This window comes from Chthonomonas sp., from assembly GCA_016788115.1.
Lineage (GTDB): Bacteria > Armatimonadota > Fimbriimonadia > Fimbriimonadales > Fimbriimonadaceae > UBA2391.
In genome coordinates this window covers 175821-195937 of record JAEURR010000006.1, presented here as the reverse complement: position 1 = coordinate 195937, position 20117 = coordinate 175821, and the positions used below count along the sequence as shown (strand labels likewise).

19 protein-coding genes are annotated in these 20117 nt (G+C 59.2%); 7 read left to right on the top strand and 12 right to left on the bottom strand.

Annotation, left to right across the window (positions count from 1 at the left end):
• Positions 1-22 precede the first annotated feature (22 nt).
• Entirely contained in the window at positions 23-754 is a 732-nt protein-coding gene (locus tag JNM85_06025) for a matrixin family metalloprotease (protein MBL8087614.1), read from the bottom strand.
• Positions 755-820: 66 nt separating this feature from the next.
• Positions 821-1324: a transcription elongation factor GreA gene (locus tag JNM85_06020; GenBank protein ID MBL8087613.1), complete on the bottom strand. Its 504-nt coding sequence runs from the start codon at positions 1322-1324 to the stop codon at positions 821-823.
• Positions 1325-1513: 189 nt separating this feature from the next.
• Between JNM85_06020 and JNM85_06015 the strand changes: the two genes are divergently transcribed.
• From JNM85_06015 to JNM85_05995, 5 genes are all read left to right on the top strand, one after another.
• Positions 1514-2269 (top strand): hypothetical protein, encoded by a 756-nt coding sequence (locus JNM85_06015; protein MBL8087612.1) that lies wholly within the window; start codon positions 1514-1516, stop codon positions 2267-2269.
• 30 nt (positions 2270-2299) lie between these two features.
• Positions 2300-3379, top strand: coding sequence for a PilT/PilU family type 4a pilus ATPase (locus tag JNM85_06010; protein ID MBL8087611.1), 1080 nt, complete (start codon positions 2300-2302; stop codon positions 3377-3379).
• 98 nt (positions 3380-3477) lie between these two features.
• Positions 3478-4572 (top strand): type IV pilus twitching motility protein PilT, encoded by a 1095-nt coding sequence (locus JNM85_06005; GenBank protein ID MBL8087610.1) that lies wholly within the window; start codon positions 3478-3480, stop codon positions 4570-4572.
• Positions 4559-5785 (top strand): type IV pilus twitching motility protein PilT, encoded by a 1227-nt coding sequence (locus JNM85_06000; protein ID MBL8087609.1) that lies wholly within the window; start codon positions 4559-4561, stop codon positions 5783-5785. The genes JNM85_06005 and JNM85_06000 overlap by 14 nt, the downstream gene beginning before the upstream one ends.
• Before the next feature lie 63 nt (positions 5786-5848).
• Positions 5849-7084 (top strand): 2-oxo acid dehydrogenase subunit E2, encoded by a 1236-nt coding sequence (locus JNM85_05995; protein MBL8087608.1) that lies wholly within the window; start codon positions 5849-5851, stop codon positions 7082-7084.
• 82 nt (positions 7085-7166) lie between these two features.
• Here the strand turns inward: JNM85_05995 and JNM85_05990 are convergent, their stop codons facing one another.
• From JNM85_05990 to JNM85_05980, 3 genes are read right to left on the bottom strand one after another with little or no spacing between them, the layout of a single operon-like run.
• Positions 7167-8180 carry a hypothetical protein gene (locus JNM85_05990; GenBank protein ID MBL8087607.1) on the bottom strand — a complete coding sequence of 338 codons (1014 nt, stop codon included), beginning with the start codon at positions 8178-8180 and terminating at the stop codon, positions 7167-7169.
• Complete coding sequence (locus JNM85_05985) at positions 8150-8581, bottom strand: hypothetical protein (protein ID MBL8087606.1); 432 nt, start codon at positions 8579-8581, stop codon at positions 8150-8152. The genes JNM85_05990 and JNM85_05985 overlap by 31 nt, the downstream gene beginning before the upstream one ends.
• Position 8582: 1 nt before the next feature.
• Positions 8583-9173: a sigma-70 family RNA polymerase sigma factor gene (locus tag JNM85_05980; GenBank protein MBL8087605.1), complete on the bottom strand. Its 591-nt coding sequence runs from the start codon at positions 9171-9173 to the stop codon at positions 8583-8585.
• Positions 9174-9503: 330 nt separating this feature from the next.
• Here JNM85_05980 and JNM85_05975 point away from each other — a divergent pair, with 330 nt between their 5' ends.
• Complete coding sequence (locus JNM85_05975; protein MBL8087604.1) at positions 9504-11093, top strand: globin-coupled sensor protein; 1590 nt, start codon at positions 9504-9506, stop codon at positions 11091-11093.
• Between the two features lie 82 nt (positions 11094-11175).
• On the opposite strand, the gene JNM85_05970 is transcribed toward JNM85_05975, so the two are convergent.
• The 7 genes from JNM85_05970 to recG all read right to left on the bottom strand — a co-directional run bounded on the left by JNM85_05970 (position 11176) and on the right by recG (position 18850).
• Complete coding sequence (locus JNM85_05970; GenBank protein MBL8087603.1) at positions 11176-11703, bottom strand: outer membrane beta-barrel protein; 528 nt, start codon at positions 11701-11703, stop codon at positions 11176-11178.
• An 89-nt stretch (positions 11704-11792) separates the two neighbouring features.
• Entirely contained in the window at positions 11793-12911 is a 1119-nt protein-coding gene (locus JNM85_05965; protein ID MBL8087602.1) for a M20/M25/M40 family metallo-hydrolase, read from the bottom strand.
• 24 nt (positions 12912-12935) lie between these two features.
• Positions 12936-13685, bottom strand: coding sequence for an rRNA pseudouridine synthase (locus JNM85_05960; GenBank protein MBL8087601.1), 750 nt, complete (start codon positions 13683-13685; stop codon positions 12936-12938).
• An 86-nt stretch (positions 13686-13771) separates the two neighbouring features.
• Positions 13772-14809: a hypothetical protein gene (locus JNM85_05955; protein MBL8087600.1), complete on the bottom strand. Its 1038-nt coding sequence runs from the start codon at positions 14807-14809 to the stop codon at positions 13772-13774.
• A 219-nt stretch (positions 14810-15028) separates the two neighbouring features.
• Positions 15029-16249 (bottom strand): D-alanyl-D-alanine carboxypeptidase, encoded by a 1221-nt coding sequence (locus tag JNM85_05950; GenBank protein MBL8087599.1) that lies wholly within the window; start codon positions 16247-16249, stop codon positions 15029-15031.
• 18 nt (positions 16250-16267) lie between these two features.
• The gene (locus tag JNM85_05945; protein MBL8087598.1) at positions 16268-16576 is read right to left on the bottom strand and encodes a rhodanese-like domain-containing protein; all 309 of its coding nucleotides are present in this window, start codon (positions 16574-16576) and stop codon (positions 16268-16270) included.
• Positions 16577-16708: 132 nt separating this feature from the next.
• Complete coding sequence (gene recG / locus JNM85_05940) at positions 16709-18850, bottom strand: ATP-dependent DNA helicase RecG (protein MBL8087597.1); 2142 nt, start codon at positions 18848-18850, stop codon at positions 16709-16711.
• Positions 18851-18928: 78 nt separating this feature from the next.
• Between recG and JNM85_05935 the strand changes: the two genes are divergently transcribed.
• Entirely contained in the window at positions 18929-20071 is a 1143-nt protein-coding gene (locus JNM85_05935) for a Gfo/Idh/MocA family oxidoreductase (protein MBL8087596.1), read from the top strand.
• The last annotated feature ends 46 nt before the right edge of the window (positions 20072-20117 follow it).

The window sequence follows — 20117 nt, the reverse complement described above, 5'->3', positions numbered from 1 at the left end:
TTCTTGTTTGTGAGGACCGTTGCTAATGCGCAGGGCACGCGATGACGCGAGTTTCGACTGGGCCAAGGACCGAGCTGCGACCGCTGAGTCGACTGAATGAGCCGCAGTAAGCGGTCTGCACTGTGTTCCAGTCGCGGACGGTCGGTGTCGTCGGCGTCGAGGCGACCACGAAGGGGTACATGAGGTCGGTCGAAAGCGAACTGTGTCCGCCAATGCCGATCGCATGACCGAGTTCGTGCATGACGATCTTAGTCAAGTCGGTCTGGTTTCGCGCATTGCCCCCCGAGTCCAGAGTCGCCACCTCAATCTTTGCGGAGACGAGGGTTGCACCCACATAGCCAATGGTCGTGACCCCGACGGCATCACCTGAGATGAAGCTCACGGGCTTGTACTCAATCGTGATGTTCGCACCAGCCGAGGCGACCGATGCCAAGAATGTGATTTGGTTGCCCGATCTCGCTTCCCAAGCGTTGACGGCGGTCGTCCAGGCGGCGGATTCTTTTGCCGACCAAGTCCCTGCGTCGATCTGGAAGAAGCGCACCGGGAAGGTGGTCCAACGAAACAGCGAATCTCCGCCGGAGATATCGGAAACATAGTTCGGCAAGTACGATGTCGGCGAGCATGACCCCCCGCTTGTCGAACCTCCTGAGGATCCGGTGCCTGAACCGCCACCTCCGCAACCGAGCGTGAGTAGGGCGAGGCAGACGGCGCACGCCGACAAGGGGAGGAGGGCTGAGTAAGACCGTTTCATCATCCGCAGTGGCTCCAAGAGCTGGACACGGTCATTGTATCGGTTTGTCAGTGCCGTCGCTCGACCGGATTACTTGCGAATCTTCTCAATGCGATACTTGAGTTTGCCGGACGGTGCATCAAACACGACATCATCGCCGACCTTACGACCGTAAAGCGCCATCCCCATGGGGGACTCGTTGCTGATCAGGTCTTCGTCAGGATTCGCTTCCACGCTGCTGACCATACGCACATCGAATTGAATACCACGATCTTTGTCGGCGACCGTGATCCACGCTCCAACCGATGCAAAGTCGGTATCGACATCGTTCACGTCCAGCACCTGGGCTTCTGCGAAGATCGACTTGAGCTCACCGATTCGGTTCTCGACAATCGCCTGCTCAAACTTCACCTCGTCCAGCTCGGAATTATCCTCACTGAATTCGCCGTGCTGCTTGCTATCGCGGAGCCGTTCCGCAATCTCCGGACGCTTGACTGTCATGAGGTGATCAAGCTCCCCTTGCAGCTTCGCGTAGCCCTCTGGCGTGAGCAAGAGAGGTGCTGCGAATTGCTGTTGAATTTCGTTATGTTCCATGCGATTACCGAAGGCGTGTTTGTATTTGGCCGTGGGCCGATAGTATAGCCGGTTCGTGTAGCCCCGTGTAGGTCCAACGTGCACCGCTTACCCTGCTCTTAACGTATGCCGTGCCCAAAGGGTTCAGTGTCCAGGTGTTTCTAGGGGGCTTGACGTACACATGCACCCCGCTCCACACTGGCCATAGCGGTGAGACGGTACTTTCAAGCGATTCTGTTCGGCCTTCTTTTGCTCCAGGTAGGGCATGCGCAGGATTCGGCTTCCCAAGCGGCGAACCCCGAGGCAGCGCTTGAGTCCATTGTCATGGGCTTCAAACCGGGGGCAATGGTCGTCGTCCAACACTATCCCGATACTCGGTCTGAGTTGGTCGAGATCACCATGCTCAGTCCCACCTATCCTCCTCGACTGTTGCAACAGCAGAGCCTGATGGTCGGCCAGTATACAGGTGTCCCCACCCGCGGGCTATACGTCTACAATTCGAATCCAAAGAACCCGGCCGCCGGGTTCCTAAAGGCACGGTTTGCGACCAATGGACTTATGGATCCCACGGTCGGGGTCTACCGCATCGGCGCGCTCGCGAAGGCACTCGCCGGAGTTCAGAATGAACATGCCCTGGAGGGGATTATTGTAAATTTCGAGGGAGTGCAGCCCACCGCGAGGACCCTACGATCCTTCGTGAGCGAAGATGTCACCTTGCGAGGCGTGCCGGTGGCCAACCCTCTTGGCGTTGAATACCGAGTACGTTTTCTTACACAGAGCGCTGACAAGTACGCAATTCCGGACGAGGCGACAGTCAAAGCTAAGGCCCAAGCTGCCCCAAAATCGACAGACAACCGAACTTCTCTCAGCATCATCGCCCTCTTAGCGGTAGCGTCGGTCGCGGCAGGGTGTTTGGTATACTTCCTCGTGCTCGGATCGGGCAAAAGTTCGGCTCCCAAACGTTAGTGCGGGGCCGGAGAGGAATCGAACCTACCCATGACGGAACTAGCTGCAATCACCATGCCCCAACTGATTCAGGTTGGCTATGAACAGGGGGCGTCGGACGTCTTCGTCAAAGCCAATCGACCACCGATGATGAAGCAGTTCTCCCTGGTCAAGCCGCTTCCGGGCGAATGGCCAGTTTTGGACGATGCGACCACCGATCGGCTGGCGGCGTCTCTGATGACCCCGCGCCAGCGCCAGAATTTCGAAGACCACTACGAAATGGACCTTGCCTTCCAGGTCGGCGATTTGTGCCGCGTTCGAACCAACGTCTATCGTCAGCGCGGCTCGACCGCACTCGTTTGCCGCATCATCCCGCTTGAGATTCGCAGCCTCGACCAATTGGGTCTGCCCCCGGTGCTGGGCGAAACCACCAAACATCGACAAGGGCTGGTCCTCGTGACGGGACCTACCGGTTCCGGTAAGACGACGACCCTGGCGGCGCTCATCGACATCATCAATCAGAGCCGACAGTGCCACATCGTCACCGTCGAAGACCCGCTGGAAATTGTCCACCTGGACAAGAGCGCTTACGTCTCGCATCGAGAAGTTGGCATCGACACCTTGGACTTCCAACCCGCTCTGCGTGCCGTGGTCCGCGAAGCTCCCGACGTCATCCTCATCGGTGAAATGCGCGACACGACGACAATGAACGTCGCCATGCAAGCGGGCGAAACGGGGCACCTCGTTTTTTCGACCGTCCACACGGCCAGCGCCTACGAGACGCTGGACCGAATCATAAACATGTTCCCGCCCCATGAAAAGGCGCACCTCTGCCAGCGCCTGGCGAATTCGCTCAAGGCGATCGTCGCGCAAAAGCTCGTGCCACGATGCGATGGCCCGGGCCGCGTCGTCGTGAACGAAATCCTGATCGTCACCCCGACGGTACAGAAGGCGATCGAGGACGGCCACTTCGGAGACCTCTATCACATGATGAACGAGGGTGCATTCTGGGGCATGCAGACCATGAATCAGTCGCTGGCTCGGTACGTCAAGGCTGGCGTGATTGCCGAAGATGTGGCGCTAAATCACTCGGGCATCGTCTCCGAGCTGAAGCAGCTGCTCCGACGCTAATCGATCATGTTAGGTGGGGCGAGTTGCTCGCCCCACCTTTTCCTTGTCTGAACTGCTCGCGCAGCGGCTGGAATAGTTGTAGACTAGGGCCACAAATCATGGCCGAGCTGATTGATAATCTTCTTCGCGAACTGGTTGCCGCGGATGCCAGCGATCTGCATCTGAAAGCCAACAACCCTCCGCTCATGCGCATTCGCGGGGACCTGGTACGAACAGAACATCCCGCGTTGGACGATGCGACCACCCACAAGCTTCTGCTCAGCATCCTCACGCCCGAGAAACGGGAGCGGCTCGACACCTTCAAGGAAGTCGACCTCTCTTACTTCGTGCCGGGATTGTCGCGGTTCCGCGTGAACATGTTCTGGCAGCGCGGCCACATCGGGGCGGTTTTCCGTGTGATCCCGTTCAAAATCCGCACGATTGATGAACTGGGACTGCCCCCCGTCACCAAGAAGATCAGCTTGCTACCCCGCGGGCTAGTGCTCGTCACCGGGCCGACCGGGAGCGGCAAGTCAACCAGTTTGGCGGCAATGATTCACCACATCAACATCAACCGCCGCACGCACATCATGACCATCGAGGACCCCATCGAGTACGTGCACCAAGACCGGGAGAGCGTCATCAACCAACGCGAGTTGGGTACCGATACCCATAGCTTCGCCGATGCGCTCAAGCACGTAATGCGGCAGAATCCGGACGTCATCCTCGTGGGTGAAATGCGTGACCTGGAGACCATCCAACTCGCGATCACGGCAGCGGAAACCGGTCACCTTGTCTTCAGTACGGTCCATACCGTGGACGCGGCGCAGACCATCGACCGTATCGTCGACGTCTTCCCGCCGTCCCAGCAGGCACAGATCCGGACCCAGCTCAGCGTAACGCTCGTCGCTGTAGTGAGCCAAACGCTGCTGCCCACGCTCGACGGAAAGGGGCGCATCGCCGCCTTTGAGGTCATGACCGCGACGCCGTCGATCCGTACCATGATCCGGGACGGTAAGACCCACGCCCTTTACCACGACATTCAGACCGGCCTGGAGGACGGAATGCAGACCCTCGACGGGCATTTGCTGAAACTCGTCAAGGAGGGAAGAATCGACTTCGATCACGCCTTGGCCAAGAGTTCGAATGCTTCCGAATTTGCGCGACGTGCAGTCAACCAAGGTCTTGTGGAGGCAAGTAATGCAACACATTAACTCGCTCTTGCGAAAGTGCGTTGCCCGCGGTGCGTCGGACATGCACTTCAAGACCGATACCGGCAAGATCTACATGCGGGTAAACGGCGAGCTGGAGGAGGTCGAGTACCCGTCATTTAACGACGTGGAGTTCCGCGAGGAGCTAAAAATCGTGCTGCGGCCAGAGCAGTTGGCTCGATTTGACCGACAGCTCGAACTCGACTTTGCGCATGAGATACCGGGCGTATCGCGATTCCGTGGCAACATCTACCAGCAGCGAGGCCATGTTCAGGCTGCCTTCCGTGTGATCCCCTACGAGATCTCTACGATGGAAGATCTCCAGCTACCGCCCGCGACATTTGACTTCATCGATCGACCGCGTGGACTGGTATTGGTCACTGGACCTGCGGGCTCGGGCAAGTCCACCAGCCTGGCGGCGATGATCGACCGGATCAATCGCCGCGATCCGGTGCACATCGTGACGGTCGAAGACCCGATCGAGTTTGTTCACGATGACCACGTTGCGCTGATCAATCAGCGCGAGCTGGAGACCGACACCCTCGCGTTTGCGAATGCGCTCAAGTATGTTCTGCGCCAAGACCCGGACGTAATCCTGGTCGGTGAGATGCGCGACTTGGAGACGATCCACCTCGCCATTACTGCAGCGGAAACGGGCCACTTGGTCTTTGCGACGCTCCACACGGTGGACGCCGTGCAAACGATCGACCGCATCATCGACGTGTTCCCCCAGGCACAGCAACAGCAAGTCCGCATGCAACTCTCGGTGAACCTGGTCGGGGTCGTCTCGCAGACGTTGGTACGTCGCGCCGACAATCGCGGGCGGATTGCGGCTTACGAGATTCTTGTTGCGAACAGCGCCGTCCGCAATCTCATCCGCGAGAACAAGAGCTACCAAATCGGCTCGATCTTGCAGACCGGTGCAAAGCAGAAGATGCAGACGTTGGACCAGTGTCTGGCGGGCCTTGTCGAGCGAGGGCTGATCTCCTTCGACGACGGCGCAGGCAAGGCAAAGGATCGCCACGAGTTTGAGCGGCTGGTCAAGCTTGGGGAAGAGGCTTTCGCCGCGTCCGGCAAGCCGACGCACGTGCTCGACGACCGCAAGGTCATCGGTGGGCCGAGAGATGTCGAAGACGCCCCAGAAGAGGCACCGCCATCGCCGCCGCCTGGAGGCGTCCGTGGACAGCCGAACCGGCCTGGCTATCGCCGTGAATAGGTTCAAATGGATTCCAACTAGGTATCCTGGGTTCGACTAGAGACAGAGGAGAATGCAAGCACGATGACCGAAGTGATCATGCCCAAGATGGGCGACGGGATGGAAGAGGGCACACTCGTCGAGTGGCTCAAGCAGGAAGGCGAGAAAGTTAAGAGCGGGGAGGTTATCGGTTCAATCCAGACCGACAAGGCGACGCTTGAACTCGAGTCGCCAGGCTCGGGTGTACTCGCCGGATACCTCATCAAACCGGGCCAAACAGTCCCGGTAGGTGTCCCGATCGCGGCCCTTCTGAAAGCCGGTGAAGAGCTTCCCAAGGACTGGGGTAGCGCGGACCGCAAATCTGCTCCCATGGAAGCCGAGCCAGTCGCCGTCGCTGCGGGGCAAGCAGCTTCGTCTTCTGTGGCCGCCCCCGGTGGTTCAGAGCGCGTGAAGGCGAGTCCGCTCGCCCGCAAGATCGCTTCGGAGGCCGGCATCAACATCGAGTCCGTCGCCGGGACCGGCCCTGGTGGCCGTATCGTCGAGCAGGACGTGCGCAATGCCATCAAGCAGGGTGGGACCACGATTGCCGCGCCGGTAAGCGCGCCAGTAGCTTCGCCCGCAGCGGTCGCCTTCACCGCCGCCGATGAGAAGATTCCCCTCTCGCGACTTCGCCAGATTGTCGCCAGCCGCACCGCCCACGCGAAATCGACCGTGCCGCACTTCTACGTGACGGTCGAAGTGGACCTCGAGAAGATCCAGGAGTTCCGCTCACAATTCGAAGAAGAGGGAAGTGGCAAAGTCTCGGTGAACGACTTCGTGGTCGCAGCCAGCGTCCGTGCGCTCCGCGACGTCCCTGAGGTCAACGCGACCTTCCAGGGAGATTCGGTCGTCCGCTATGGCGCAATCCACATCGGGATCGCGGCGGCGGTGAGCGAGGGGCTGCTCGTCCCCGTCGTCAAGGATGCACACACCATGACGCTGCGACAGCTGAGTGCTCGTGCCAAGGAGCTCGTGACCAAGGCCCGAGACGGGAAGCTGTTGCCCGATGAGATGACAGGAAGCACATTTAGCATTTCGAACATGGGCATGCTCGACGTCGATAGCTTCGGTGCGATCATCAATGAGCCTAACGCGGGCATTGTGGCGGTCGGCACCGCCCGCAAGAAGGTCGTCGTGAACGAAGATGACGAACTGGAAGTCCGCTTGCGTATGAGCCTCACGGGTTCTTTCGACCACCGTGTTTTGGACGGTGCCATCGGTGCGAAGTTCATGAACGCGCTCAAGGGATACCTTGAGAATCCGACACGCATTCTGAGCTGACCCTGGTCAGACCAAAAAAGGGGCCGACAGTTGCTTGACTGTCGGCCCAATTGTCTTTACCCTTAGTTGCTTCTTTTGTTGGCTATTCCGTGACCACGGTTCGTGCCAACTTCGTCAGAGTTTCCGTCGGCAGATCGCTCACGATCACGAATGTCAGGTTTGACGCTGTCCATCGGTAAACGTTCAGTCGCCCTCCGCCCAATTTTTCAATTCTTCGCGGATCGACGTTTCCTCGTAGTTGGAAGAGCGAGACGCGTCTCCCATCGTACTCATAAGCCTGCATGAGCGCCTTGGTGCCTTGCATCGGGCTGGTGCGCACGTTGACCAGTTCCGCACCCGTGCTGGCCGGGATCCACGCGGCGACGAACCCTTCCTTCTTCGCAAGCTTCCGCACCATGTCGTACTGGGTGACGACCTTGGCCCCTGCTCGGCGGATCACGAAATCTGACTCCTGGATGTTTGGCCGGAAGTTGATCTTGCTGAACTCGTAGTAACCGATTCTCGATCCCACCGGGTCAAAGATTTCGCGCTTCAAAGCGAGGCCAAACTCGTTGTCGATCCACAGTTTCTGCAGGACGTTCCCCTGAGGGTCAGCCGCGGTCACGGCTGTCGTTTGCCGACCGGCTACGACGCCTCCTTGGCCAAAGCTGATGCGAATCCGACCGCTGCGGTCCGTGAGCATGCCGCGCAATCGCAAGACCGATTCGTCGCGCATGGGTGGCAGTATGCGAATTTCGTTCGCCTGAGGGAAGTAGTGCTGTCGCCCCTTGGGTGATTCGACAATGATCTGGCCCGCCCAAGAACTGTCGGTTCCAAACTCTACTCGCGATCGAAGACGATCCACCACCAGGAGCTCAATGTTGCGATACCGCTCGCCGTCAAGCTTAAACTCGACCACGCGTTGACCCGAGTAGGTCAGCCGCCCCACGCTTTGCAGGAGCTTGCGAACCGGCTGGGGAAGATCCCTGAACTCGTCGGGGCGCTGTTTTCCTTCGCCGGGAGGACGTCGCCCTGGCCCGGGTCCGGGCTGAGCGTTCGCCATCACCGCGCCGAGCGCAGCGAGTGTTAGAACGCTTCTAAGTCGTTGACTCCCCATGATGAACCGTCCAAGGTACTGTCCGCGGCGGCGGGTGCCGAATCCAAAACGTAGGATACTTGCGATCGGGCGTCCGATTCTTGGTGCGCCAAGACCAGCGAAGCTTCGATGGAACCGGCCTCTTGGCCAGTCGCGGGCTTTGCGCCGAGTCCTACGACGAAGTACGCGGTCGCCAGCGAAGCAGCGAGACCCATCGGAGCTGCCAGCTTCCACCATGCGAACGAACGCTTCGCGGGCGTGGCGGCGATCGCCTCCAGCTTTGCGTTTAGATCGCTGCGCCATTGCAAGCTGGGCATGTCTTCGGGGAGAGCCTGAACGAGATCCCGCACGGCATCCAGCTTGGCCAAGTTTTGGTCCAGCTTCAGCTCATCTGCCTGATTCAGCGTCTTGCGGTTCTTCATTTTAGTATCCCTCCTGTCTGTAATTTTCCACGTACGTACGAATATGGTTTCGGGCGAGGAATAGCCGGCTCTTCACGGTGCCGACCGGCAGGTCCATCAGCTCAGCGATCTCTTCGTACGCCATGTCCTCCGCGTCATGGAGCAACAAGACTGAACGAAGCTTCTCGCTCATGCTCGCGATCGCACTCTCCACGATCTGAACCAACTCACCCTGGATCATTCGATGCTCCGGGTTCCAAGTCTCGTCAGGAAGGTCGTATTCGTGACCTTGCTCATCCGCGTCCTCGAGGTGTAGTTCCGAGGGCGATCGGTCAAGTTTACGAGCCCGATCGATGCACAGGTTGTGTGCGATCCGGAACAGCCAGGTTCTTAGCGAACTCCGTCCGTCAAACCGTTCGAACGCTTGGAACGCCTTAATGAACACCTCTTGGGTCACATCAAGTGCCTCTTCGCCATTCCGCACGAACCGCCGCACGTACCCGTGTACGCGGTTCTGGTAGGCGTCCACGATCTTCCCAAATGCCTGGGCGTCGCGCTTACGGCAACGCTCTACAAGCGCTCTTTCCGATTCCGCATCGAGCTGTACTTGCATTGGAGTCAATCGTCCGAGTCCGGCGAGCGTACCCATCGTTACTGTGCACATACGATGGTCGCACGGAAAAGTTCACCTCAGAATACTCGCCGCTGAAAAGCCGGGAAGGTTGCGGTGAGTGCAGCAAGAAGCAACTTCAGTATGTCAATCATTTCACTGAAGCAGTACTTAACGTGGATCTCATTGTATCAGGGCTGGATGATGTAAATGAAGCATCATATTTCTCGATATCAATACGAGGAGGAAATGGTCGAAGAACCCCTCCGTCTGCTCTAAAGAACGGCCCCTGATTTCCAAATTGAATAACACCAACGGGGAACTACTGGGTCTATGTCACATCTTCATTTGTCAACGGGTTTATCGGACGCCGAGATTCGGCACAAGCTTATCATCAACCGCATCGAGGAGTCGGACAAAGCGGCTCTGCGTAATGTCGGCAAGATTCTGACGCCGCATATGGCCACGATTGTTGATGCGTTTTACGATCACGTAGGCAAGTTCCCTGAGGCCATGGCGATCGTTACCAGCGCGGGCTCATCGGTGGAGAAGCTCAAGAAGACGAACCCCAACTACTTCGCGCAGATGTTTGCCGGTGACTTCGGCCAGGAGTACTTTAAGTCCCGGCAGATCGTTGGCAAGATCCATGCGAACATCGGCCTCGAACCCTCGTGGTTCTACGCGGCGATGAGCACTTACTACGATGTCATCTTTCCGATCCTTGTAGGCAAACTCAAGTTCCAGCCGAAACAATTGACCGCATGTCTTTGCGCGCTGCAGAAGGCGTTCAACCTCGACCAGGCCCTCATCCTTGAGGCATACATCGAAGGGCTGGTGGAAGAAGTCGATCGGGTCACGCAAGAAACGAACAATGCCATCAATATCCTCCGCGAGACGAGCAAAGAGATTCGAATCGTCGCGGACGAAAGCGGTTCGGCCGCGGGCCAGGTCGCTCAGGTCACGATTGACTTGGCTGCGGGGGCACAAACTCAGGCAACGTCCGCAGACAACGCCGCTGAAACAACGACTGAACTCCGCCGCAGCAGCCAGCGGATCGCCGAAGGCAGTAAGGAGCAAACGATCGCCCTCACGAAGGCGAGCGCAGCGGCCCAGGAAGTTCAAACCAAGATTGTCGAGATCGGTGCCAATGCAAGCCAGTGGGAGAAGATCCGAAGCCGTATCGAGGTGATGAACAAGGTTCAAACCACTGTTGCTGAGACCGCTACGCGTGTCGAGCAAATGAGCGAGCATTCGAACGAGATCGGCAACATCGTGCAGACGATCGAGTCCATTGCCGATCAAACGAACTTGCTTGCGCTCAATGCCGCCATTGAGGCCGCAAGAGCGGGCGAGCATGGCCGAGGATTTGCGGTCGTCGCAGAAGAAGTTCGCAAGCTTGCGGAGCGAGCCAGCAACGCAACGAAGGAGATTTCAACGCTCATCTCGACGGTCCAGGCGGTTAGCGACGAGGCAAGCCAGTTCATGACCCGCACACTGTCCGACGTGGACGAAGCGACCGAGGTCAGCATGGAAGCAGCGGCCTGCCTGGAGGCGATCGCCCTGAGCACATCCACGTGCTCCGAGCTGAACGAGACGCTTGGTGCGGCAATGACTCAGGTCAACGCGATCGCATCAGAGAATCTCGAACAGCTTGCGGTGGTCGACGACAATATCCACGAAGTAAACGGTGCGATCAACAAGATCGCCACGATTACCCAGGAGAATGCAGCCGCGAGCCAGGAAGTCAGTGCATCGGCAGAAGAGATGAGTGCGCAGGTGCAGATGCTCGCCGCAAGCATCGGTCAGATTGATCAACAGGTCGAGGCACTGTCCGACGGATCGGTGAATCTGGCGGCGGCCATCGGCAAGCTTCGCAGTTCGCACTCGAAGCAAGCTCCAGCTCCAACCAGGCGAGCTGCCTAACGCGTTTCTTGAATTCCGACTCATGAAAACGGGCTCCCCCAAGGGGGAGCCCGCCTGCATTTCTAGTGGGTGAGTGTGCCGACTAGAATCGCGCGCCGAGGAAGACACCCCAGCCATTCACGGAGTTCTTGCTCGAACCGATCCAGCGTGCCTCAACGAAGAGCGGTACCTGGCTCTTGCTGAACTCGTAACCCAGACCGATCTGGTAGCTGAACGTCGTGTGGTTCTTGCGATTGTTCGTATTGTCCAGCTCGCGAACGAAGCCGACACCGGCACCGGCCGTGTAGTAAATGCTGTCCTGCATGCGGCCGATGTAGTTCAGCATGACCGGAGCATGTCGATAGTTCTTCTTCTGATACAGATCGGCGGAGATACTGTAGCTGGCGGAGTACGCCTTGCCAGTGGAGCCGTACTGCAGGTCACCGAGCTTGTACTCGACGCCGACGCCGATCCATTGCTTGCCCGAATCGGTCTTGGCCTTCTTCATGGAAGGGAAGAAGGGGCCACCGCGGACCGACAGGCCGAGCGGCTTGCTTTCCTGTGCAAAAGCGGCAGTCATCATGCCAACCGTCAGGGCGGTTGTCATCGAAAATGCTAAGACTTTGTTCATCCTAAATTGATTCTCCACAAGTTCTCGGGTCGATCAAACCCTAATGGCATCATAGCACGGACGGGTGCCCGCGCTATAGGACGCCGGACCTACTTTGCTGCCTCTAAAACGATCTCAAACGTGAGACGCGCTGTATCGATCAATCCCTGCCTGCTGATGCACTCGTCGTGCGTGTGGATCTTCTCCATCGCAGTGGCGACAACGATACTCGGCACGCCCTTGACGTTGTAGATGTTCGCATCGCTTCCGCCGAGCGTGGTCCGGAGTTCAGGCTCGAATCCCAAGTTTCTCGCCGCTCGCTGGGCGATCTGCACCACGGGAGCATCGTCGGGCACGTGGTAAGCGTCGTAGTGGCGCACGTGCTTGATCTCGACCTCCGCACCGGCCTCGCGTGCGGCGCGCTCAAACTCCGCGATCATGTGCGCTGTCTGGACATCCAACGTGGGCACACTCGTGCTGCGTGCTTCGGCCTTGATGTGAACCGAGGCGCACACCACGTTGGTCGCCGTCCCGCCCGAGATCACCCCGAGGTTTGCGGTCGTTTCCGGGTCGATGCGTCCGAGTTTCATCCGATCGATCGCGTTCGCTGCAACTTGGATTGCATTGATCCCCTTCTCGGGGTCTTTGCCTGCGTGGGCGGGCTTGCCCGTGATCGTGACGTCGAGCTTATCGTGCGTCGCGGTGCGCGTGACAAAACTGCCGACCGGGGGGCCAGTGTCGAGTACGTAACCAAAGTCGAGATTCAAGTCTTCGATCTTAAGGGCATCGGCACCCTTCAGTCCGATTTCCTCGGCGCAACTCAGCAGCAAGACGACGTCGCCGTGTCGTGCACCGGTTTCGATCAAGCAATGGACGGCCTCAATCGCAGGAGCCATGCCGCCTTTGTCGTCCGCGCCGAGAATGGTGTCGGACTTTGAATAGAAGACTCCATCGCGCTCCTCGATCTCAAGTCCGGCAGTCGGCTCGACGGTGTCGAAGTGAGCGGACAAGTAGATCCGCGGTGCGCCGTCGACGTTGCCGCGCAGGGTGGCGATAAGGTTGTTGGCATTCCCGCCGATGATCGCACCGGCGTTGTCTTCCTCTACCTCTAGGCCGATGGCCGTGAGGTAGCGCTTGACGTACTCGACCGACTCTCGTTCTTGGAGCGCAGGGGCGTCGATCAGGCAAAGCTCGCGGAACAGGGTGACGAGCCGTTCTTCGTTGATCATGGCCCCATTTTTACCTGGGAACGGCTAATCCTTGAGGCCGACCAACTTGCGCAGGAGCGCGACTTCGGGGACTCCCAGGGTCCGGCACCCCCCTACGGGCAGCCGCTTCAGCACCAGCGGACCGTAGCGAACGCGTCGTAGGGCGGTGACCGGGTGGCCCACCGCATCGCCCATCTTCCGAATCTGACGATTGCGCCCTTCTTGCAGTGTCATCCGAATTCTGGAGCGTCCCTCACCGATCGAGATGACCTCAACCTTAGCGGGAGCGGTCTTCCTCCCGTCGATGAAGACGCCCGTCTCTAGACGCTTTTGCTGGCGCGCATCCAGCTCTCCGTGCAGGCTGACCTCATACTCTTTTTGTACGCCATAGCGCGGATGGGAGAGGCGGCTTGCGAGTTGGCCGTCGTTCGTGCAAAGCAGAAGCCCCTCCGTATCGCGGTCCAGGCGTCCCACGGGCTTGAGCACGACCCCGAGGTCTGGCAGGAGTTGGGTGATCACTGCGCGGCCCTGGGGATCGTCCATTGTGGTGACGTACCCCTTGGGTTTGTTCAAGATGACGTAGACGTAACGGGAGGCGCGCGGTACCACAAGGCCGTCCACCGAGACCATGTCCTCGGGGCCGACCATCGTTCCCATCTGCATGACGACTTTTCCGTTAACTGAGACGCGGCCCTCTTGGATGAGTAGCTCTGCCTTCCGACGGCTGGTAATGCCAGCATTGGCGATCACCTTATGTAGGCGTTCAAGCTCTTGTGAGGGGGCGCGTTCGGTCATGGGGAGAGTGTCTGCACAGTGTACTCCCAAGAGGAAAAGAGCCCCGGCGAACCGATGTCATGCGAATTGCCGGGGCGAGAGGAAGCTCATCCTTGCTTTCGTGAGCGAAACACGGTCAGTGCGCTACCGATGAGCAGGGCCGCCGCTCCAGAGGGTTCGGGCACTGCGCCCGAGCCCTCAACGGTGGCTCGAAGCTCCGCGTTGACCGTTTGTGGCGTCACCCGATCGTAGTCGAACTTGAGATCGACTAGCCCGATGTTGGCCACAAACTGTGCTGGGCTCCCGAGGGCGGGCATCGTCCCAGCGAAGACGCCGGTGGTGTTCACTCCCGTAACCACCCCGTTGTTGACGGCAAGTTCCAACGAACCGCGGACGTCCGTGTAGTCGCTACCGGCATTGATGTGAACGGTTCCAGCACCTGCGGGTGTATCCACTATCAGCTTCCCGCTGTCGAGGGTCATGCTGCCGTCGCCGTCACCGGATAGCTCCATAAAAACGTCGAAGAACGAATCGGTGAATAGGACATCGTCGGTGAGTCTGTCGAAGAATCGAATGTCGATGGGGTCCCGGATGCTCTGTGACTGCTTTGTCTTGGCGGGCCCAGCGGTCGTGGCGACGCGGTGGTACATACCGACCCACCGCAACTCTCCGGTCTTGCGGTTCACATCGGTCCATTGCCAGCCGATTTCCGACTTCGCTGCACTTGAAGCGAACACCCCCGTGAACAGGGGCAAAGGCAAGATGTACGCCGACCCTTCCACGCCGACTCGACCGGAGCGTTCGCCTTCAGCGGGCCCCGGACCGAACAGGGTGTACCAACTCTTGGCTTCGCCAAACGCATCGGGGCGCAGATCGGCCGTCACCGTCTTGGTGTCCGTCGAAGGAGCGGTGACCGCGACCTTTCCGCTCCGGGCGGGCGGATTGGAGATCGCACTCAAGGTTTGGCTCATCGCTTCAGCCTTGTAGGTCCATGCCACCGAGGGCTTGAGCGAGCCTTGGGGGAACATCTTGAATGAGAAATCCTTCTCCGCCTTCCAGGCCCAAGCAGGGAAGGTACACCCGAGGACAACACACACCAATACGCCCCGGCCAAACATCGGACCGGTAGCGAAGAAACGTTTCACCGAAAACCTCCAGGTTGGAGCCCGGGCGAGGACGCCGAGTGGTCTAGGTCAGGGATGGTGCCAGGGACCCCACCCGAGCTCCGTGAAGTGGATTGAGCACCCGTTTACTCAAGCCACGTTGTCGATTGGAGCTTCCCTGGTGACGGGGACCGTTCGCCGACTCAACCCGTCGTCGTTGGGGTCCAATCTCACATTAATTATACAAGGGAAATGGCCGATTTAGAAGAGTTTTCTAGTTCGGATCCCGTACCAAACGACACCTGCGAGGGAGAGCCCCGCTAGGCTCAGTACCAGCGCCACTGGACGTCGTGTCGCGGCGGCTCTTCGGGACATGACGGTTTCGGCGGCCACGAGTGGAACGGTCCCTACAAAGGTGCCTCCGACCGCTACCGCGAGCTCTCCGACACGTTGCCCCGCCAGAAACCCGGCCGAGTCGAGCGTGGGTTTTGGCGTCAGTTGGACTTTATCGCCTGTGGTTTGAATGGGACCCACCCCCTTGAAGCTGCCGACGGTCCTCGCCTTGAACCTTCTCGGGTCACCCGGCACCGCAATCTCGACCGCGGTCCCGGCGGGCACGAGTTCCTGGAGAGAATAGTGCGCATAGGCCCAGTCGATCAGCGCGGTGGTGTCGCGTTGCCAGTCGGGCGACTTCATGACCACCGTGATCAACTCCCAACCGTTGCGGGTGGCCGCTCCCACGAAGCACTTGCCCGCTGGTACCGTGTAGCCCGTCTTGATGCCGATGCAGCCGATCCCGGCGCCGAGAAGATGGTTCTTCGATTTCACCAGTCGATCGGCCTGGTTCAGACTGCGCGTGAGCACCGCACTCTCAGTACGACAGAGAGCCCGAAAGTCATCCCGCTGCATCGCGGCGCGTGCGATGACTGCGAGATCATGCGCAGTGGTCACATGGCTGGGATCGTGCAGCCCGTTGGGGTTCACAAAGTTTGTGTGGGTACACCCGAGCTCTACCGCGCGGCGGTTCATCAGAGCCGCGAAACCCTCTTGGCTTCCACCGAGATGGACCGCGACTGCAAAACACGCGTCGTTCGCGCTACGCAGCATCATGGCGAGCGCGAGATTGGCAGCGGTGAGCTGCTCGCCTGGCTGAAGATGTAGGCTCGATTCGCCGACCTGGGTTACTTCGGCAGGCGCAGTGATCACGTCCGTGGGTTTCGTACGCTCCAACAGCATGAGCGTGGTCAGGATCTTGGTCGTGCTCGCGGGGTACATGGGCACGTCAGCGGAGCGTTGCCAAAGGATGCGGCCGCTCTGCAGGTCCATGATGAGCGCGGAGCTGGCGAGAACTTCCGGTTCCGCCGCGTTCGGGTTAGGCGGGGGAAGAGGCTGGGGCTCTTTCTTCAGCGGTGGTACCGCCAGGGCGAACGCTGCACTTGCCAAGCAAAGGGCATGCCCCACCGATCGCCGCAAACGTCGCATAGGACGCATTGTATCGGCTCAGTAGGTCGGCATGCTGGGGTCGATGTCGCGGCTCCATGCGAGGATGCCACCGTCGAGGTTAACCGCGAGGGTGTACCCGTGATCCGAGAGATAATCGACCGCATTCTGTGATCGACCGCCAGAGCGGCAAAAGACCACCACCGCAACCGTTTGCGGGATTTCGCCCATGCGGGTCGGCAAATCGTTGATGGGAATGCTCAGCGCACCAGGGATTTGGCAGATTTCCAGCTCGAACGGTTCGCGCACGTCCAGCAAGAACGGCGTTGTGCCTTGGTCCATCAACGATTTTAATTCAAGTACGGTCATACAATGATGCTCCTGGAATTGATTCTAGGCGGGCGACATTGACCGCGCGCAATATGCACATAAAATCTATGTGAATTATCGCGCATTACAAGCGATGGACAGGTGTCAGTTTTGGAATCTCTTTAGAGCAATCTATGAAACCGTCATGAGCGCACGGTCTCGTAGGTTCGAACTCAGGCATTCCAGGAGCTTTGCATGTTGTGGCAAGCTGAGATCGGGATCTGTTTCTAACAGTTCTATAGCGGCTTGGCGCGACTGTTCCAGGAGGTGGCTGTCTTGAACAAGGTCCGCAAGGCGAAAGTCTAGGGAGCCGCTCTGTCGGGTGCCTGCGATCTCACCCGGTCCTCTTAAGCGTAAGTCTGCCTCGGCAATCTTGAACCCATCTGTCGTCGATACCATGATGCCCATCCGCTCGCTGGCTTCCAAACTCTGGGTATTGTCGATGAGGATGCAATAGCTTTGGGCGTCGCCGCGTCCCACCCTACCCCGTAACTGATGCAACTGCGCGAGGCCGAAACGGCTGGCATCCTCGATGACCATGACGCTTGCATTTGGGACGTCCACTCCAACCTCGATCACTACCGTGCTCACGAGGATGTGGAGATCGCCACGCCGGAACTGCCCCATCACTTCGTCCTTCTCCGCGAGCTTCATTTGGCCATGCAGAAGCCCGATTTTCAGGTCTGGATACACCTCCTGGCTGAGTAGGCGGAAAACTTCCTCAGCGGCTTGCGCCTCGATCTTGGCGTTCTCCTCGATCATCGGGGTCACGTAGTACGCTTGTCGCCCCTCGTCGATCAGTTTGCGCAAGCCCGAGTAGATCGAAGTCCGTTCATGTGGACCTTTGTGATAAGTTTTGATAGGCTTGCGACCGGCGGGCATCTCGTCGATGACCGACAGATCGAGATCGCCATAGAGGGTCATGGTGAGCGTGCGCGGGATCGGGGTGGCGGTCATCACGAGCACGTCAGGAGCGACGCCGCTCTTCTGCCGAATAGCAAGCCGCTGCATGACACCGAATCGGTGTTGCTCATCGATCACACACAGTCCCAGCTTGGCAAACGCAACCCCATCTGAAATGAGCGCGTGAGTCCCAACCACGATCTGTGCTTCGCCCGCGGCGGCCTGTTGGAGCGCCTTCTTGCGCTTGGCGGCGGGGAGTTTTCCGGTCAGCAGCACAACGTTCACTCCGATTGGGTCGAATAGCCGATGCAGGTTCGCCGCGTGCTGCTCAGCCAGGATCTCGGTGGGAACCATCATCGCAGATTGGTAACCGTTGCGGATCGCAGCCAGCATCGCGCACGCGGCGACCGCGGTCTTGCCGCTGCCTACGTCGCCTTGCACTAGGCGATTCATCGGCACCGGCCTCGCCATGTCGCGCCAGATCTCGGAGATCACCCGTTGCTGCGCGCCGGTGAGCGTGAATGGCAGCATGCGATGGACGCTGTCGAGCAAGGTCTCGCCCTCGCGAATGGCCTGCTGCTCAGCGAAGAGTGTGCCGGTTCCTTGCAGCGCCCCGGCGTCCTCGATCTGAAAGGCGACACCGAGCTCGCGCTGCACCTCGTTGCGGCGCATCTGAACCTGCAACTGCATGAAGAAAAACTCTTCGAAGACGAGTCGCTTCCGCGCCGCGGCTTGCTTGTCCAAATCTTCAGGAGCGTGGATTTGGCGCAATGACCACTGTAACGGTTGTAAACGGTGGGCGCGTCGGAAGTCGTCGGGAAGCGGATCGTCGATCTCCCTGAGTCCCTTGGCGATCACCTCGGCGACGATGGAGCGCGCATTCTTTTGCCCCAGCCCCTCGGTCAGCGGATAGACCGGGACAATGCGCCGGAACTCGGCGATGTCGTCCTCGTCTTCGATGATCTCGATCTCCGGAGAACTGATCTCGTACGACCACTCGCGCTGCTTGATCGTCCCGAACGCGATCACCTCTCGGTTGTAGTGCTCCAGCTTCTTCCGAAGCCACGGCTGATTGAACCACACCAGAGTGACCCGGCCGGTACCGTCGCTGAGCGTCGCGCGTAGCAGAACCTTTCCCCCGCGAAGGGATCGAGTTTCCAGGTTGATGAGCTCGCCGCGGACGGTCACCGTCTGGCCGTCGCAAAGCTCGCGCATGGGGGGCAGCTGCGTTCTGTCTTCGTATCGCCGGGGGAAGTGGTAGAGGATATCGCGAGCCGTGCGCAGACCCAATTTGTGCAGCAGTGGGACGCGGTTGGGCCCAACCCCCTTCACGTACATGACTTCTGTATCGAGATACTGCCCCGTGTCCATGACCTCTTTTCATAGACGTTTGTCTTGTCAAAAAGGAGCCGGTTGACGTGCAACGGGCAAGGGCCCCATCATCGGAATATGGCGAAACCGCGAGTCAATGTGGGGATGATCGGCTACCAGTTCATGGGCAAGGCACACAGCAATGCCTACCGCCAGGTGGGGCGTTTCTTTGACCTGCCGTGCGAGGTGGTGATGCACACGCTCTGCGGCCGTACCGAGGGGCCGCTGCGGGAAGCCGCCGACCAATTCGGTTGGGCAAATACTCAAACTGACTGGCAAAGGGTGGTTGAGGATCCCGATATCGACCTAATCGACGTGTCTGTGCCGGGCCACTTGCACGCTCCGATTGCGATTGCCGCGGCCAAAGCAGGCAAGGCTGTGCTGTGCGAGAAGCCGCTGGCGAACACGCTCGCAGAAGCGCAGAAGATGCTGGCCCAGGCGCGCGACTCGAAGGTCTTCCACGGTCTGTTTCATAACTACCGGTTCGCGCCCGCGGTCGCGCTGGCGAGGCAGATCATCGACGAAGGACGGCTGGGCGAAGTGCGCCACATCCGCGCGGTGTACCTTCAGGACTGGATCGTCGATCCGCAGTTCCCGCGCGTCTGGCGACTTCAGCGCGACCAGGCGGGCTCGGGAGTCCACGGTGACCTCAATGCCCACTTGATCGACTTGGCGCGTTACCTGGTAGGCGAGTTTGACTCAGTATGCGGGCACTTGCATACTTTTATCGCCGAGCGTCCATTGCCGGACGACCCCACGCAGAGAGGACCAGTCGACGTGGACGACGCCGCGATGTTCCTCGCAAAGTTTCAGAACGGAGCCCGCGGCACCTTCGAAGCGACCCGGTTTGCCACGGGTCGCAAGAACGCAAATCGATTCGAGATCAACGGCTCGAAGGGCTCGGTGGCTTTCGACCTGGAGAGAATGAACGAGTTGGAGTTCTTTGACGCGGCGGCGAGTTCGCACACGCAGGGATTTCAGCGAATCCAGGTTACGCAGGGCGACCATCCGTACGCGGGGCGATATTGGCCCGCGGGCCATATTTTGGGTTACGAGCACACGTTCGTGAACCTAATCTCGGAGGCTCTCACCGCAATGCGCGGAGGGGCGAAGTTTGCTCCGAACTTCGAGGATGGGGTGCGCAATCAGCGGGTGCTCCACGCCGTCGAGCAAAGCCACCTAGAGGGCGCATGGGTCTCGGCATTTTGTGCCGAAGTCTAGTATCGCGCGGGCACGTTATGCACGTTATTGGCAGTATCATAAAGTA

Coding starts and splice junctions, on each gene's coding strand:
- JNM85_05980 (MBL8087605.1), bottom strand. CDS start 9,173: ATGCAAGTACAGCTCGATGCGGAATCGGAAAGAGCGCTTGTAGAGCGT.
- JNM85_06020 (MBL8087613.1), bottom strand. CDS start 1,324: ATGGAACATAACGAAATTCAACAGCAATTCGCAGCACCTCTCTTGCTC.
- JNM85_05935 (MBL8087596.1), top strand. CDS start 18,929: ATGGCGAAACCGCGAGTCAATGTGGGGATGATCGGCTACCAGTTCATG.
- JNM85_05995 (MBL8087608.1), top strand. CDS start 5,849: ATGACCGAAGTGATCATGCCCAAGATGGGCGACGGGATGGAAGAGGGC.
- JNM85_06000 (MBL8087609.1), top strand. CDS start 4,559: ATGCAACACATTAACTCGCTCTTGCGAAAGTGCGTTGCCCGCGGTGCG.
- JNM85_05970 (MBL8087603.1), bottom strand. CDS start 11,703: ATGAACAAAGTCTTAGCATTTTCGATGACAACCGCCCTGACGGTTGGC.
- JNM85_05960 (MBL8087601.1), bottom strand. CDS start 13,685: ATGACCGAACGCGCCCCCTCACAAGAGCTTGAACGCCTACATAAGGTG.
- JNM85_06025 (MBL8087614.1), bottom strand. CDS start 754: ATGATGAAACGGTCTTACTCAGCCCTCCTCCCCTTGTCGGCGTGCGCC.
- JNM85_05975 (MBL8087604.1), top strand. CDS start 9,504: ATGTCACATCTTCATTTGTCAACGGGTTTATCGGACGCCGAGATTCGG.
- JNM85_05985 (MBL8087606.1), bottom strand. CDS start 8,581: ATGAAGAACCGCAAGACGCTGAATCAGGCAGATGAGCTGAAGCTGGAC.
- JNM85_05945 (MBL8087598.1), bottom strand. CDS start 16,576: ATGACCGTACTTGAATTAAAATCGTTGATGGACCAAGGCACAACGCCG.
- JNM85_05950 (MBL8087599.1), bottom strand. CDS start 16,249: ATGCGACGTTTGCGGCGATCGGTGGGGCATGCCCTTTGCTTGGCAAGT.
- JNM85_06005 (MBL8087610.1), top strand. CDS start 3,478: ATGGCCGAGCTGATTGATAATCTTCTTCGCGAACTGGTTGCCGCGGAT.
- recG (MBL8087597.1), bottom strand. CDS start 18,850: ATGGACACGGGGCAGTATCTCGATACAGAAGTCATGTACGTGAAGGGG.
- JNM85_05965 (MBL8087602.1), bottom strand. CDS start 12,911: ATGATCAACGAAGAACGGCTCGTCACCCTGTTCCGCGAGCTTTGCCTG.
- JNM85_05990 (MBL8087607.1), bottom strand. CDS start 8,180: ATGGGGAGTCAACGACTTAGAAGCGTTCTAACACTCGCTGCGCTCGGC.
- JNM85_06010 (MBL8087611.1), top strand. CDS start 2,300: ATGACGGAACTAGCTGCAATCACCATGCCCCAACTGATTCAGGTTGGC.